Genomic DNA, 14,042 nt, shown 5'->3' on the forward strand with positions numbered 1-14,042 from the left:
TGCTCCCAGTCACCGCCCAGTTTGCTCTGAGCGAGGTGCAGAGCAACCCCAGACCCTTGCCGTTTGCCTGCCCCAGTGCAGAATAGTCCTATGGGTACAATGACGGCCACATACACCGCGAAGTTGACGGATGGCCCCCTTCAGGGCAAAACAATCACAACAACCTTCCTCGACTCGGGCGATCCTCGGCCCCGCATCGAGATTCCTGCCGACTCCGGCAAACGCTATCTCTACGCGCGCGGTGCCGGCCTGGAGTTTGAGGATTCCGATTCCCCCGGTCGCCCGAGCGCGGTCGAGTACCATTATCTCGAAGTGCTCCTCTCCTAATTCGTCCCGGCGCGGCGGACCGGGCGTCCCATCAGGGCGGCGGCCCGGCCCGGGCACTCGCGACGATATCTATGCCCTGCACCCGCCGCCCCACCGAAACGGATGCGATCAGCCCCGACACCGTGCAGCGCGTGACGGCAGTCCCATTCAGCGACGCTACTGCCTGCGCGGCCTCGCACGGGTAGCCCGCGATCGCGCCGGAAGCGGTGTCTGCGGCGGCGAGCGCGGCGGCATCGGCCGCGGTCGCAACGGACCGGCCGACCGTGAGCAGTCCGAGGACCAAGACGACGAAAGTCGTCAGCAACACGGTGGCAGCGAGCACCGCGAGGGCGAGGATCGACCCCGCTCCCCGCTCGGCATCCTTCCCGGCGGCGCCTGGCGCGTTCGCCGTGTCATCGCGCGCACTCATTGGCCGCCGGCCAGGGCACACGAGCGTGCCTCGAGGGTCAGCCCGGCAAAAATCCCCGGCAGGCTGTGCGCGGTAACTCGAGCACAGACGAAATCGCCGCGACGCTGCGAAGCCAGGCTGGCCCCCGGCACGCTTTGGAGGACGAGGCCCGTGGCGCGCGCTGCCGTGTCGCCACGGGCCAGCGCACGCGCGGCGCTGGCAGCGGCATCCGTCAGCCGCACGTGCACGCCGACCACTTGCACGGCACCGAGGCAGCAGGCCAGAATGAGCACGACCGCCGGCAGCGCCGTGGCGAATTCGGCGGTCGTGCTGCCCCTGCTACGTGCGCTACCCGATACTGAGGGCACGTCGCACCAGATCGGTGAGCATTCCCCGCACCTCGTCGCTGCGTAGAATAACGATGAGCAGCCCGGCGAACCCGACCGCGGCCATCGTGGCGACAACGTATTCCGCCGTCGCGGCTCCGGCTTCGTCGGCCAGGGTTTTCAGGGTGGTCTTTGTATACACAGACTCGTCTCCTTCGGCGTCCATCGACGCGGGTTGGGCGGCACGAGCACAATCACTCTGATCCCATCCGTTGGCGCATGCCTCGGTATCCGCTTATCTGTGGAGAGTTTCAGAATGTCGTCAGGGTGGAGGAGAGCACGCTGAGCAGCAACGGCACCACGCCCACCAGCATGAACGCGGGCAGCACACAGAGGCCGAGCGGCAGCATGAGCGTCACCGAAAGACTTGCGGCCCGTCGTTGTCCCGCGCTGCGGGCATCGCGACGCAGTTGTTCGGCCTCGCTGCGCAGCAGCTCTGCTGCGGGAACTCCCGCACGCGTCGACAGGCCAAGTATCCGGTCAACGGAACCACCATCAGTGCCGGAGGCAATGCCGTATCGCTCGGCGGTCGCCTGCACTAACGCCCGCGAACGGTCGAGCGACCCGCCGCTAGACATGGCAATTGCCATCAGTTCCAGTCGCAGCCCCGGAGTCAGGTCGGGAGGGCCGGCCCGGCGCACCAGCGCACGATTCCAGCCTGCTGCGGCGAGCATCAGCAGAGCGCCGCCACCGAGACAGACCAGCCCCGGCACGGTCATAAACAGGGTGTGCAGGGAATCGAAACCCATCAAACTGCCGAAGACGACGCCGATCACCGGTAGCACCATCACCAGTCGTGCCGTGGCCCGCGGCGCGGCCAGCGCCACGTCCAGATCGCGCTGCACCTGGGCGAGTTCGCGCAGCGATCCAGCGAGCTCACGCAGGCACCCGGCCAAAGGCGCACCAGCCTGTGTGGCCACCTGCCAGGCCGCGGCGAGTCCGAGCCAGGCGCTCTCGGCCTGGCCCGCCGCGTCGCCATGTCCCCGCGCGGGCCGCCCAGCGGATGCCCGCGCGTCGACGATCCTCGGCGAAATCTCCCAGCGTTGCCGGCGCGCCTGGCCGGCGATCGCATCGGCCACGCTGTCGCCCCGAGCCGCGGCGCGCGCTGCAGCACGAAGGATAGGCGCGGTGCCCGTGCCCGCGTGCTTCGAATCGACCGCCCGAGGCGTGATCGGTACGGCAACTGGAACCGCCGCCGCGTCCTTCGCGGACAAGGACCCCTGCTTTCCTCTAACCTCCCGACGAGTTGAACTCACCCGTCTACCCAGCTCCGGCGGCAAGTCAACACTCTGCTGGTCAGCACGAGGCGCTCCAGCCGTAGCCGCGTCGTACGCCGGTAACAGATAACCCCAGGCTGACACCGGGGAAACACCGGCCGACAGCAGCACGGCCAGCCGTTGCGTGACCGCGGCGACCTCTTCGATCGGCGGTACCGTATCAGCCCGGCGCATCGTCGCCCGTTCCCCGAATCGTAGCTGATCGATCGCGGAGCATCAGATCGCTTCGATCGAGAGACGGTCACGGCCATCGAGGGCGAATCGGCCGACCGCGTCAAGCCTGCGCACCCCGTCGGTGCGTTCCAGGTGGAGCACCAGCCCGATAGCGCTCACCGTCTGCCGAGCAACTGCCGAAGCGCTCATTCCGGCGAGTGAACCGAGCGCCTCCAGTCGGGCCGGAACGTCTTCAAGCGAATTCGCGTGTAGCGTGCCCGCTCCCCCGTCGTGCCCGGTGTTGAGTGCGGCGAGCAGCTCGCGAATCTCCGACCCGCGGCACTCGCCGAGCACGAGCCGATCCGGACGCATACGCAGTGCCTCCCGCAGCAGCGCCTCCAGGCCGATACGCCCCGCCCCCTCCAGATTGGCCTGCCTGGCCTCGAGGGCCACAACGTGCGGATGCCGAATGCGCAACTCCGCCACGTCTTCGATCGCCACGATGCGCTCGTCGGCTGGCGCTTCGCCCAACAAGGCCGCCAGCAGCGTAGTCTTTCCACTCCCTGCGGCACCGGTGATGAGCAGGTTTTGGCGGCCGTGCACCGCAGCACGCAGCCGATTCAGCCGGGCAGCAGATTCCTCGCCCACGCCAAACAAGCCGGCGCCAGCGAGTGCACTGAGGCTGCGGTCGGCAGCGTGCGGTAGCCGAATTGACAGCAGTGTTCCCGTGCTCGATATCGGCGGAAGCACGGCGTGTACCCGAATCCCATCGGCCAACCGTACGTCGACGCATGGACTCGCCTCATCGATGTGTCGCCCGCCAAGTGCGATCAGGCGCACAGCCAGCTCACGCACCTCGGCCTCGCCGAGGTGCCAGGCCGGCACGAAGACGAGACCGTGTCCGGCGTCGATCCAGAGCCCGGAATCCCCGTTGACAAACAGGTCCGTGGTGTTCGGAGCTGAGGCATAGTCAGCCAGCGGACCCAGCGCGCGCACGTTCAGGCGCTCACTGCTGACCACTGCCGAGACTGCTGCCGAGACTGCTGACGCTGCGTCGACCTGCGGCATGGCGCCAACGGCATCCGTTGTCGCCGTGCGATGCCGAGCGGAGTTCGCTGGTGACCGTGCAACGATCGAATGTGAAGTGTTCGACCGTACAGCCCAGGGATCGTCCACTGCGGTCGAGGACGGCACGGCAGATGCCGGCACGGCGTAGGACCGCACCGCAGAAACCGGCACGGTAGAAGCCGGTACGGCGTAGGACGGTACGGCAACGAAAGGCTGGCCCATGCCTCGACGGTAGGGCGAGCCGGGCCGGTGACAGTCTCCTCGGCACAATCCGTGGACAGCCGGTTGGCCGACGCATCTGGGGAGGAGCCACACCAGGATGAATCCTCAACCACGAGCTGAATTGCTCAATCGCTTAAAAAAGAGGGGCGGCACCTATTGGGGGGAACAGGTGCCGCCTAGCACCACGCAGATTGGGGGGAACCGTACGCGATGCCGGTCAAAACTTTCGTTCAGACGTGTTCAGTTTACGCAGACGTGCCCAGATTGCAAGTCCAATGTCCTCATTTGTGAGGACACTCGGCCGGGGGGTACAAAATCACCCTCTAACGAGGGTTCATTTCTCAGTATTTCGTTTGTGTATACAGAGATTGCCCGGAAACCGGTAGGGTTCAGTTGAGCTGGCGATGTCCTGCATGCACGTACCGCAAAGGAGCGAATTACACATATGACGGTTAAAATTGACACTCTCCTGCACGAATCGCGTCGATTCGCGCCCACTGCCGAGTTCGCCGCACAGACGACAGCGACACAAGATCTGTACGCAGTCTCGCAGAAGGACCCTGCCACGTTTTGGGCTGATCAGGCCCGTAATCTGCTGCACTGGCACAAGCCATTCACCAAGATTCTCGACTGGACCAATCCGCCATTTGCGAAATGGTTTGAAGACGGCGCACTCAACGTCGCGTACAACTGCCTCGATCGTCACGTTCTCGCTGGCAACGGCGACCGTGTTGCGCTGTATTTCGAGGGCGAGCCCGGTGATTCCCGCAGCTACACCTACGCCGAATTGACTACCGAGGTCAAAAAAGCCGCCAATGTGCTGATCGGGCTCGGCGTCACCGCCGGTGACCGTGTGGCCGTTTACCTGCCGATGATCCCCGAGGCCGTCATCTCCATGCTCGCCGTCGCCCGCATCGGCGCCGTGCACTCGGTCATTTTCGGTGGGTTCAGCGCTGAAAGCCTGCGTTCCCGCATCGATGACGCCAACGCCGTGCTCGTCATCACGGCCGATGGCGGCTACCGCAAGGGCAAGATCAGCGCCCTCAAGCCGGCCGTCGACGCCGCCCTGCAGACCAACGACTCCTCGGTGAAGAACGTGCTCGTGGTCAAGCGCACCGGCCAGGACGTGCAGTGGAACGACCGCGACATCTGGTGGTCCGATGCCATGGAAACAGCCTCTCCCGAGCATGAGGCGGAGGCCTTTCCCGCCGAGAATCCGCTGTTCATTCTGTACACATCGGGCACGACCGGCGCACCCAAGGGCATCCTGCACACCAGCGGTGGCTACCTGACCCAGAATGCGTTCACCCACCAGAACGTGTTCGACCTCAAGCCCGAAACGGATGTCTACTGGTGCACCGCCGACGTCGGCTGGATCACCGGACACAGCTACGTGGTGTACGGCCCCCTTGCCAATGGTGCGACCCAGGTGCTCTACGAAGGCACCCCTGATTCTCCGCACACCGGTCGCTGGTGGGAAATCATCGAGAAGTACAAGGTCTCGATTCTGTATACAGCGCCGACCGCCATTCGTACGTTCATGAAGCTGGGACGACAGATTCCGCAGAAGTTCGACCTGTCGAGCCTGCGTGTGCTCGGCTCGGTGGGCGAGCCCATCAACCCCGAAGCGTGGATGTGGTATCGCGAGGTCATCGGCAGCAGCCTGACTCCGATTGTCGACACCTGGTGGCAGACCGAGACCGGATCGATCATGGTTTCGGCCCTCGCGGGGCTCACCGAGACAAAGCCGGGCGCGGCGCAGGTGCCGGTGCCCGGAATCACGATCGATGTACTCGACGACGACGGCGTGCACGTCGGCCATGGAAACGGCGGGCTCCTCGTGGTCACGCAGCCATGGCCGGCGATGCTCCGCGGCATCTGGGGCGATCCGGAGCGCTTCAAGGAGACCTACTGGGACAAGTTTGAGGGCACCATCGGCGCGAAGGACGGCCCACTGTACTTCGCCGGCGACGGCGCTCGACTCGACCACGACGGTGATATCTGGTTGCTGGGCCGCGTCGACGACGTGATGAACATTTCGGGACACCGCCTCTCCACCGCCGAAATCGAGTCATCCCTCGTGGCCCATTCGCTCACGGCTGAAGCCGCCGTGGTCGGTGCCGCCGACGAGACCACCGGCCAGGCGGTCGTCGCGTTCGTGGTGATCAAGTTCAGCCAGGCCGAGATCGCATCGCACGAGGACATCGTCAGCATTCTGCGAGCCCACGTCGCCCAGCAGATCGGGGCAATTGCCCGCCCGCGTGACATCTACATCGTCGACGAGCTGCCGAAGACCCGTTCCGGCAAGATCATGCGCCGCCTGTTGCGCGACGCGGCTGAGGGGCGCGACGTCGGCGACGTGACGACCCTCGCCGACACCATGGTGATGAACACCATCACCGCGCAAATGAAAAAATAGTCGAGCACTACCTGCACAACCAACGACGGCCGTCTTCCATTCGCACAAGGCGGCCGTCACGCTTGCCCCCCCCCCCGAGACCGTAACTCCTGCAATTTCCAGCAGCAGTTCGCCAGTTCCCCGATTTCGCAGGGGATGTTTTGAGCAGCACACGCACTTTGCAGGAGTTATGCGCGTTCCCGCCCGGAAACCAGCAAGGGGTCCTACTGTGTGGGCATGACCGAGGCAGCGGCACCCGTGCGCGGTCGCCTGGGCCGCCTCGATGCGCTGCGGGGGGTGGCCGCCCTCGTCGTTCTGGCGCACCATGTGTCCATGACGGTGCCGCAGATCGCCGCAGCCTACGAGTCGAGCGTCGGCGTCGCGCTCTTTTCCGCCGGATGGTGGGCCACGCTGTCCCCGCTGAAGGTTCTGCTCGCCGGGCCCGAGTTCGTACTGGTGTTCTTTGTGCTGAGCGGCTTCGTGCTCGTGCGTTCCCCTCTGGCCGCCCGCGAGTCCGGTCCCCACTACGACTGGGGCGCCTATTACGTGCGCCGCGTCATCCGTTTGACCGTCCCCGTCGTGGTGTCGGTGGGCCTAGCGGTCGTCTGGATTGTTTTGGTGCCGCGCATGGTCGGCGCGGCTGGCGGACCCTGGCTGGCCCGGCAGGACACGCCAGACCTGGGCCTCGGCAACCTGCTGCGGGAGGTCAGCATAATAGGAGAAACCCGCCGGCCCGACATCAATCCGCCGCTGTGGTCCTTGGTCTGGGAAATGTGGTTCTCCCTGCTGCTTCCGGTGTTCGTAGCCCTCGCAGCATTCACCCGCAAACCGGTCAGTAGCCCGATTCGCCGCATTCTGCTCTGGGCCGCTGTGCTGTGTGCCCTGGCCAGCATCGGCTATGTCACGACGACCCAGCCGCTCATGTACCTGCCGCCGTTCGCTCTCGGCGCCCTTCTGGCGGCCAACTATGACGAACTGCACGGCTGCAGAGACCGCCTGGTCCAGAGCGCCAATGGACGGGTACTCGGGTGCATGCTGACCGCGCTCGGCCCGTCTCTGCTCGTGGCCTACTGGATGCTGCGCCCCCTGGCCAGCGGAGTGTGGAGCGACGCCACTCTTTCACTGCGGGTGGCCGGAGCCTTTATGATCGTGGCAACGGTGGCTTTTTGGCCCGCCTCGGTGTCGGAGCGCGGCCGGGTTCGTGCGCCGCGGACGCGCCGAGCACTCGACTGGCTGGGAGCCATCAGCTTCAGCCTGTACCTCGTGCACTTTCCCATCGTGGTGGCCTTCGCAGTGCTCGCCGGCCCCGGCCGCTGGTGGCTTGGCGCTCTCGTGTCGGTGCCGCTCAGCCTGGTCGTCGCCCAGCTGATGACCCGGTTTGTCGAGCAACCGGCGCAGGTCCATGGCACGCGAGCCGGGGCATCCGTTTCAGAGCGGATGTCCCGGCTCACGAACCGCCAGTAGGCGCGGGTCAGCTATGCGAACGCAACAATGAGCTCGACCTCGACCGGGGCGTCGAGCGGCAGCACCGCAACGCCGACGGCGGAACGGGCGTGGCGGCCGATGTCTCCGAAAATCTCGACGAGCACGTCAGAGGCACCGTTGACGACAGTCGGTTGGCCGGTGAACGCAGGGTCGGAGGCGACGAAGCCCGTGACCTTGATCACCTGGGTGATGCGGTCGAGCGAGCCAATCACGCTCTTGATGGCGGCGAGGCCGTTGAGCGCGCAGGTGCGGGCGTACTCCTGGGCGTCAGCGGCCGGAACGAGGCCGTGGCCGTCGCCGACCTTGCCGATGGCCGGCAGCGCGCCAGAGACCATCGGCAGCTGGCCGGCGGTGTAGACGACACCGTTACTGATCACGGCGGGCAGGTACGCGGCGACCGGTGGCACGACGCTTGGAAGGACCAGACCCAGTTCGGCCAGGCGTGCTTCGATATGCGACATAATTATGCGTCTTCCTTGGGGGCGAGCGGGCGTTTCAGGTACGCAACCAAGCCACCTTCGGGGCCGGTTACGACCTGCACGAGCTCCCACCCGTCAGAGCCCCAGTTGTTCAAAATGGCGGCCGTGTTGTGGATCATCAACGGCGTTGTGAGGTATTCCCAGACGAGCATGTGACTCCTATTGAGGCGGGCATTCAGATTTGTCGCTTACGCTCAATTCTATGTCTGCCAAAAATCGAACCGTGAGCGGGGCTCTGGGGGGTTTCCTGGGTCTCGTCGGGATGAGTGCCGTTGCCGGTATTCTCGTGACCGCCGCCGTCGCCCCAGCCGTTGCCCTGTCTGGCATGGCCGCTACGAATACCATCAACGTGTTCGACAGCCTGCCGGAGTACCTCTCCATCGATAGGCTCTCCCAGAAGAGCAACATCTACGCGTCGACCAACGCGGAGGACCCGGTGGGCACGCGCGTGCTCCTGGCCTCGTTTTACGAGCAGAACCGAGTCGATGTCGCGTCCGACGCGATCAGCCAGTTCGCCAAGGATGCCGCGATCGCCGGTGAAGACCCGCGGTTCATGGAACACGGCGGCGTAGACATCCAGTCCAGCTTCAACGGTGCCGTGCAGACCATGGCCGGCGGCGACACTCGTGGTGGCTCCTCGATCACCCAGCAGTACGTCAAGAACGTGCTCATTCAAAAGTGCGCGGTCATGCCCGACGCCGACGAGGCAGCTGCATGCTACGACGATGCCACCAAACCCACCGCTGACCGCAAGCTGCGCGAGATGCGACTGGCCATCGGCCTTGAGAAAAAGTACGAAAAAGTAGATATCCTTCGCGGCTACCTGAACATCGCCGGCTACGGCGGATCGGTGTACGGCATCGAAGCCGCCGCAAGCTACTACTTCAACACGACCGCGCTCAACCTGACACTGCCGCAGGCTGCGAGCCTGGTGGCGATTGTGAACAACCCGGTCAAGTTTCAGCTCGATCGCCCCGACAGCGAGACCAACGGCGCGGCCAATGGCTATGCCGCCAACAAGGGTCGCCGCGACTACATCCTCAACGAAATGCTCACATACGACAAGATCACCCAGGTCGACTACGACGCCGCCATCGCAGCGCCGATCGAGCCCGTGATCACCGTGCCGAGCACCGGCTGCCAGACCGCCGGAGGCAGCGCCTACTTCTGTGACTACGTCACCAAGATTCTGAAGTCCGATCCCACCTTCGGAGCGGATGCTGACGCGCGCCTCGCGAACTTCAAGCGCGGCGGGTTCAACGTGTACACCACACTCGACCTCGAACTGCAGAGTGCCGCAGAGACTTCCCTGAACAAGTACGTCCCCAAGACGTATCCCGGCTGGGATGTCGGCGGGGTCGTCTCAAGTGTCAAGGTGGGCACCGGTGAGGTGCTCGCCATGGCGCAGAACAAGGACTACAGCCAGGTGGAGCAGCCCGCCGGCAGCAATTTCACCAGCATCAACTACAACACCGACCGCGCCGCGGGCGGTTCCGGTGGTTTTCAGCCGGGTTCAACGTACAAGGTCTTCACGTTGGCCGAGTGGCTCAAGGAGGGGCACGCCCTGACTGAACGGGTTGACTCACGAGTCAAGGCGAACTGGGGAACATTCCAGGACAGCTGCCTCGGGCCGCAGAATTACGGCACGAAGTTCGGCCCGGGTAACGATGGCGGCGAGGGCGGCCCCAATGAATCGGCGCTGCGCTCGACCACCCGATCGATCAACACCGGTTTCATCGGCATGGCCAAGAAGCTCGACCTATGCGGCATCAGAAAGACCGCGGAGGCCTTCGGCGTGCACGCGGCAGATGGCGGCGCGCTCGGCCAGAATGCGTCATCGGTCATCGGTACAAACTACATCGCCCCGCTCACCATGGCCGTGGCGTTTGCCGGCATCGCCAACAACGGCATGACCTGCAGCCCCATTGTCATTCGCAGCATGATCGGTTCTGACGGAGCCGAGCTGCCGATCCCCAAGTCCACCTGCACGCAGTCAGTCTCCCCGGAGGTGGCCGCCGGAATGCAGTACGCCATGGCGACCACGACGACCGGCGGGGGAACAGCCGCCGAATCCGGCCGGCGCACCTCGCCCCGGGAACCGATCATCGGTAAGACCGGAACCACTGACAAGGCCAAAGACACCTGGATGAGCGGTGCCAGCAGCAAGGTTGCCACGGTTGTCGGCGTGGTCAACGTGGATGGCCCGGAAAAGAATCAGCGTTTCACTAAGTTCAACGGCGTCACCGCGTCCCTCGTGCGCCACTATGTTTGGCCCGATGTCATGAGTGTCGCCAACGCCAAGTACGGTGGAGACGCCTTTCCAGAAGCCTCGTCCAACGTGATCAACGCGGTGGCCGTTCCGGTACCGGACGTGCGCGGCAAATCGATGGCGGACGCGAAGTCCACCCTCGAGGCGGCCGGGTTCTTCTTTGTCGACGGTGGTGCGACCAGTTCAGAACTACCGGCCGGAACCGTGGCCAGTACCGATCCGGCCGGAGGGTCGGCATCCACTCGCGGTGCCACCATCACTGCGCGCTCGAGCGATGGCACGGGCGTCACGATCCCCTCAGTGATCGGCAAGAACGAAGCGGATGCCCGCAGCACTCTGGCCGCCGCCCCCTTCGGTTTCACCGTGGCCAAGACTGAACAGCCAACCACGAACAAGGCGCAGGACGGTAAGGTCATGGCTATCCAGCCGGGCGAGGGAACGGCCAGCCGCCCGGGCGACGCCGTGACCATCGTCATCGGTAAGTACACGGCGCCTGCCCCCGCACCCGCCCCCGGTCAGGACGATGGCGGCAATAACGGCAATAACGGCAATAACGGCCAGAACGAATGACCGCACTTCGCCCCCTCGGCGAGGGCGGACGACTCGTCGGCGCGTTGCTCTCGGCGGCGGGCGCGGTCGGCTTGACCGCCTTCGCCTGGGGCGCGCTCGTGGAGCGGAATCGATTCACGCTGCGTGAGGTGAACGTTCCGGTGCTCGCGCCGGGGTCGACATCCATTCGGGTGCTGCACCTCTCCGACCTGCACATGGCTCCGTGGCAGAAGAACAAGCAGGAGTGGGTGCGCAGCCTCGCTTCCCTGAAGCCCGACCTCGTCGTCGATACCGGTGACAACCTCGGTCATGAAGACGGTGTTCGCGGCATCGAGTATGCCCTCGCACCATTCCGGGGTATTCCCGGCGTCTTCGTCAACGGCTCCAACGATTACGTCGGACCACAGGTGAAGAACCCGTTCACGTACTTCGGTGGGCCGTCGAGCCGACGCACCGTTCGCCGGGAAGAGCTCGACACCGATGCGCTGCGCCGGGTGTTCGCCGATCTCGGTTGGACAGATATCAACAACGCCGCAGACTCTCTTGACTTGAAAGACACCCACGTGGAGTTCTTCGGCGTCGACGACCCGCACATTGGGCGGGACCGGCTCGACCTGATCACGCGTGCGATCGACGACCTGCGGGCCAACGATCCACTCGGCGACGATATCTGGCCCGACCCTGAAGAAGCCGCGGCCCCGCGGTCCACACTCACCGTCGGTGTCGCTCACGCGCCCTACCAGCGGGTACTGAACTCTTTTGTGAACCATGGCGCCCAATTGATTCTGGCCGGCCACACCCACGGCGGCCAGGTCTGCGTGCCGGGTGTCGGCGCGCTCGTGACCAACTGCGATATTCCGCGGCGCCAGGTCAAGGGCCTGAGCCTGTGGAATCACGGCTTGCGTACGGCATTCCTGAACGTCTCGGCCGGCCTCGGAACCTCCATTTACGCGCCCGTACGCTTCGCCTGCCCGCCCGAGGCGACGCTGCTCACCCTCACCTCCGCCTAACTGCCGACTCAATTCGTCGCGGGAGGGTGTGAGCGCCTATACTGAGTGAGGCCCACGGGCCATCGGGGTATGGCGCAGCTTGGTAGCGCGCGTCGTTCGGGACGACGAGGTCGCAGGTTCAAATCCTGTTACCCCGACCGCAGTGAATACTAATGGCCGAAAGTACAACACAACCCCCCACTCCAATCGAGTGGGGGGTTGTGTCGTACGACCCTGTCGGCACCGGCGTTGCTCCTGCCGGGGATCGCCGGGAGACCGGCGCGAAACTGATCTCGCGCATGCCTTCTCAGCCGACTTGGTCGCCTTCCTGGCCCCTCGGATGGAGAGCCAGGATCAGGGCTGGCCGCTCTGGACTTTCCTCGCCCTCGCTGCCGGCGCACTGCTCGTGGTAGCTTTTGGCGCTTGGGAAGTCTTCGTCGCGAAACGTGACCGCTGCCCGCTCGTACCTGCGCACCTGTTCACCTGTTCACGCACCCGGCGTTCACCCAAAGCGCCACAATGGCTATGGCGGTGAGTGCCGGATTCGCCCTTCTCGCGCTCATGCTCGTCTTTACCCTGCCGAAATCCGTCTCGGACAATAGCCCGGCCGCAGCCGCAGAGAAGTGCAGGACCGATTAGTAACCAGGAGTGGTCATGACCGCGATTCAACGACGTCGACACAGGTGGCTGCGTGGCTGCGCCCTGTGGGTCATGCTGGCCTACCTTGTCATTCTCACTCTGATCGCATTCTGGCCCACGCCCGTCGACCGGAACGCGCACGGGTCGATCGGGGCTTTCGTGACCTGGTTGCACGAGCACGGGATGCCGAATCGGTTTGGCTACGACACCATTGAGTTCACCTCCAACATCGCGCTGTTCATTCCTATCGGCCTGCTTGTCGTGGTGCTTGCCGGGGCGCGGCGCTGGTGGCTTGGCCCGGTGATCGGCGCCCTGATCAGCGCCCTGATCGAGCTCGGCCAGCTCGTTTTTCTGCCCGAACGTTTCGCGACCGTCAACGACATCGTGGCCAACACTCTTGGAGCGGTATTCGGCACGGTTCTGGCAGTGATCGTGCTTCGTCTCACTCTGGGGCCGCGCCCCTTACGCCGCACAATCCAACTTCGATAACTTTCGCATTGGACCTCGGCGATTCACTCTGCTAACTTTTTCAGCATGGATCGCAGAGGATTTCTCACTTTGTCAACGGCTGGTGCAGCCACACTCGGTTTCAGTGCGCTCGGCGCACCCGCTGCGTTTGCTGCCACCGCCCCGAAACTGCCGGGAGAGGTGTCGCGCCTCTCCAACGTGCTCACCCAGAAGGGTAGAAAGCTCTACGACAATATCGAAGTGGACATCGGCGGTGATCGGGCCCGCCTGTTTATTCCGCAGACGATCTCGATGAACTCGGCGAGCGCCGTCGGTGCCGTCTGGTTCTACCATGCAGCATCCAGCTCGCACAACGCGCTCAACGGCGGGTACAAGTATCCCGGTGAGCTCGTTGTCGATCAGAACACCATCGCTATTTGCATCAACGCCGGTGGCACCCAGTACACCAACTCCATCGCCACGACGGCGCAGAAGAATGCGTGGACCTACCTGAGCGCGCTCTACACCGTGCGGCGCAATTTTCTGCGCGCCACCTCCTTTGGCGGATCGCTCGGCTGCTACACCTACGGCAAGAAGCTCATCCCATACATTCGCGGCCTGTACATGGTGAACGGGCTCTATGACAACGAGTGGCTCTACGCCTACGACACCAAGAACCAGGCGCGCGTCGGAGACGCCTACGGCAACGACCCCACCCTGATCAAGGCAACCAACCCCGCACGCATCAGCGCAACCCCGTGGACCAACAGCCGGGTCAAGGTGCTCGTCTCCGATGATGCCCACCCCGATAACGTCGTCGTGCCGAGTAGAAACGGCCTCGCCCTGATCAATAAGATCAAGCCGGTCGCCGCCGATACCCAAGTGATGTACCACACGCTCGGCCACGAGACGCCGGGCTTTGCCCACACCGACATGATCAAAACCTTTTCGCAGTGGTCGGTCTGA

At 64.4% G+C, this 14,042-nt stretch carries 14 protein-coding genes and 1 tRNA gene; 8 read left to right on the plus strand and 7 right to left on the minus strand.

Annotated elements, in window-relative coordinates; all coding sequences use genetic code 11:
* Nucleotides 1-90: 90 nt before the first annotated feature.
* Entirely contained in the window at nt 91-327 is a 237-nt protein-coding gene (locus E3T38_RS02705) for a hypothetical protein (RefSeq protein WP_104198336.1), read from the plus strand.
* Between the two features lie 31 nt (nt 328-358).
* Here E3T38_RS02705 and E3T38_RS02710 read toward each other — a convergent pair whose 3' ends face one another.
* The 5 genes from E3T38_RS02710 to E3T38_RS02730 form a co-directional block, all read right to left on the minus strand.
* Complete coding sequence (locus E3T38_RS02710; RefSeq protein ID WP_134545998.1) at nt 359-736, minus strand: Rv3654c family TadE-like protein; 378 nt, start codon at nt 734-736, stop codon at nt 359-361.
* Nucleotides 733-1,083: a TadE family type IV pilus minor pilin gene (locus tag E3T38_RS02715; RefSeq protein ID WP_241984260.1), complete on the minus strand. Its 351-nt coding sequence runs from the start codon at nt 1,081-1,083 to the stop codon at nt 733-735. Before E3T38_RS02715 ends, E3T38_RS02710 begins: the two co-directional genes overlap by 4 nt.
* On the minus strand, nt 1,064-1,267 hold the full coding sequence (locus E3T38_RS02720; RefSeq protein ID WP_104127989.1) for a DUF4244 domain-containing protein: 204 nt from the start codon (nt 1,265-1,267) through the stop codon (nt 1,064-1,066). Before E3T38_RS02720 ends, E3T38_RS02715 begins: the two co-directional genes overlap by 20 nt.
* Nucleotides 1,268-1,352: 85 nt before the next feature.
* Nucleotides 1,353-2,315: a type II secretion system F family protein gene (locus E3T38_RS02725; RefSeq protein ID WP_166805393.1), complete on the minus strand. Its 963-nt coding sequence runs from the start codon at nt 2,313-2,315 to the stop codon at nt 1,353-1,355.
* Nucleotides 2,316-2,594: 279 nt separating this feature from the next.
* Nucleotides 2,595-3,821 (minus strand): TadA family conjugal transfer-associated ATPase, encoded by a 1,227-nt coding sequence (locus E3T38_RS02730; protein WP_134546002.1) that lies wholly within the window; start codon nt 3,819-3,821, stop codon nt 2,595-2,597.
* Between the two features lie 445 nt (nt 3,822-4,266).
* Between E3T38_RS02730 and acs the strand changes: the two genes are divergently transcribed.
* Nucleotides 4,267-6,240: an acetate--CoA ligase gene (acs, locus tag E3T38_RS02735; protein ID WP_134546004.1), complete on the plus strand. Its 1,974-nt coding sequence runs from the start codon at nt 4,267-4,269 to the stop codon at nt 6,238-6,240.
* Between the two features lie 216 nt (nt 6,241-6,456).
* Nucleotides 6,457-7,683 carry an acyltransferase gene (locus E3T38_RS02740; protein ID WP_134546006.1) on the plus strand — a complete coding sequence of 409 codons (1,227 nt, stop codon included), beginning with the start codon at nt 6,457-6,459 and terminating at the stop codon, nt 7,681-7,683.
* Nucleotides 7,684-7,694: 11 nt separating this feature from the next.
* Here E3T38_RS02740 and E3T38_RS02745 read toward each other — a convergent pair whose 3' ends face one another.
* Together E3T38_RS02745 and E3T38_RS16580 are read right to left on the minus strand one after the other, a co-directional pair.
* Nucleotides 7,695-8,165, minus strand: a complete 471-nt coding sequence (locus E3T38_RS02745) for a RidA family protein (RefSeq protein ID WP_104198773.1) — start codon at nt 8,163-8,165, stop codon at nt 7,695-7,697.
* A gap of 2 nt (nt 8,166-8,167) precedes the next feature.
* Nucleotides 8,168-8,335, minus strand: coding sequence for a hypothetical protein (locus E3T38_RS16580; RefSeq protein WP_166805394.1), 168 nt, complete (start codon nt 8,333-8,335; stop codon nt 8,168-8,170).
* Between the two features lie 71 nt (nt 8,336-8,406).
* Here E3T38_RS16580 and E3T38_RS02750 point away from each other — a divergent pair, with 71 nt between their 5' ends.
* The 5 genes from E3T38_RS02750 (at nt 8,407) to E3T38_RS02770 (ending at nt 14,042) form a co-directional block, all read left to right on the plus strand.
* Nucleotides 8,407-11,022 (plus strand): transglycosylase domain-containing protein, encoded by a 2,616-nt coding sequence (locus tag E3T38_RS02750; protein ID WP_241984261.1) that lies wholly within the window; start codon nt 8,407-8,409, stop codon nt 11,020-11,022.
* Nucleotides 11,019-12,011, plus strand: coding sequence for a metallophosphoesterase (locus tag E3T38_RS02755; protein WP_134546010.1), 993 nt, complete (start codon nt 11,019-11,021; stop codon nt 12,009-12,011). Before E3T38_RS02750 ends, E3T38_RS02755 begins: the two co-directional genes overlap by 4 nt.
* 63 nt (nt 12,012-12,074) lie before the next feature.
* A tRNA-Pro gene (locus E3T38_RS02760) sits at nt 12,075-12,148 on the plus strand.
* Nucleotides 12,149-12,644: 496 nt separating this feature from the next.
* On the plus strand, nt 12,645-13,118 hold the full coding sequence (locus tag E3T38_RS02765) for a VanZ family protein (protein ID WP_134546012.1): 474 nt from the start codon (nt 12,645-12,647) through the stop codon (nt 13,116-13,118).
* Nucleotides 13,119-13,163: 45 nt separating this feature from the next.
* Nucleotides 13,164-14,042, plus strand: a complete 879-nt coding sequence (locus E3T38_RS02770) for a hypothetical protein (protein ID WP_166805395.1) — start codon at nt 13,164-13,166, stop codon at nt 14,040-14,042.

Origin of the sequence: Cryobacterium sp. Hb1, from assembly GCF_004403585.1 — a bacterium.
Classification (GTDB): Bacteria; Actinomycetota; Actinomycetes; order Actinomycetales; family Microbacteriaceae; genus Cryobacterium; species Cryobacterium lyxosi.

Bases quoted from the DNA above. Each gene is read 5' to 3' on its own strand.
- E3T38_RS02705 (WP_104198336.1), top strand. From the start codon at position 91: ATGGGTACAATGACGGCCACATACACCGCGAAGTTGACGGATGGCCCC.
- E3T38_RS02710 (WP_134545998.1), bottom strand. From the start codon at position 736: ATGAGTGCGCGCGATGACACGGCGAACGCGCCAGGCGCCGCCGGGAAG.
- E3T38_RS02720 (WP_104127989.1), bottom strand. From the start codon at position 1,267: ATGGACGCCGAAGGAGACGAGTCTGTGTATACAAAGACCACCCTGAAA.
- E3T38_RS02730 (WP_134546002.1), bottom strand. From the start codon at position 3,821: ATGGGCCAGCCTTTCGTTGCCGTACCGTCCTACGCCGTACCGGCTTCT.
- acs (WP_134546004.1), top strand. From the start codon at position 4,267: ATGACGGTTAAAATTGACACTCTCCTGCACGAATCGCGTCGATTCGCG.
- E3T38_RS02740 (WP_134546006.1), top strand. From the start codon at position 6,457: ATGACCGAGGCAGCGGCACCCGTGCGCGGTCGCCTGGGCCGCCTCGAT.
- E3T38_RS02745 (WP_104198773.1), bottom strand. From the start codon at position 8,165: ATGTCGCATATCGAAGCACGCCTGGCCGAACTGGGTCTGGTCCTTCCA.
- E3T38_RS16580 (WP_166805394.1), bottom strand. From the start codon at position 8,335: ATGCTCGTCTGGGAATACCTCACAACGCCGTTGATGATCCACAACACG.
- E3T38_RS02755 (WP_134546010.1), top strand. From the start codon at position 11,019: ATGACCGCACTTCGCCCCCTCGGCGAGGGCGGACGACTCGTCGGCGCG.
- E3T38_RS02765 (WP_134546012.1), top strand. From the start codon at position 12,645: ATGACCGCGATTCAACGACGTCGACACAGGTGGCTGCGTGGCTGCGCC.
- E3T38_RS02770 (WP_166805395.1), top strand. From the start codon at position 13,164: ATGGATCGCAGAGGATTTCTCACTTTGTCAACGGCTGGTGCAGCCACA.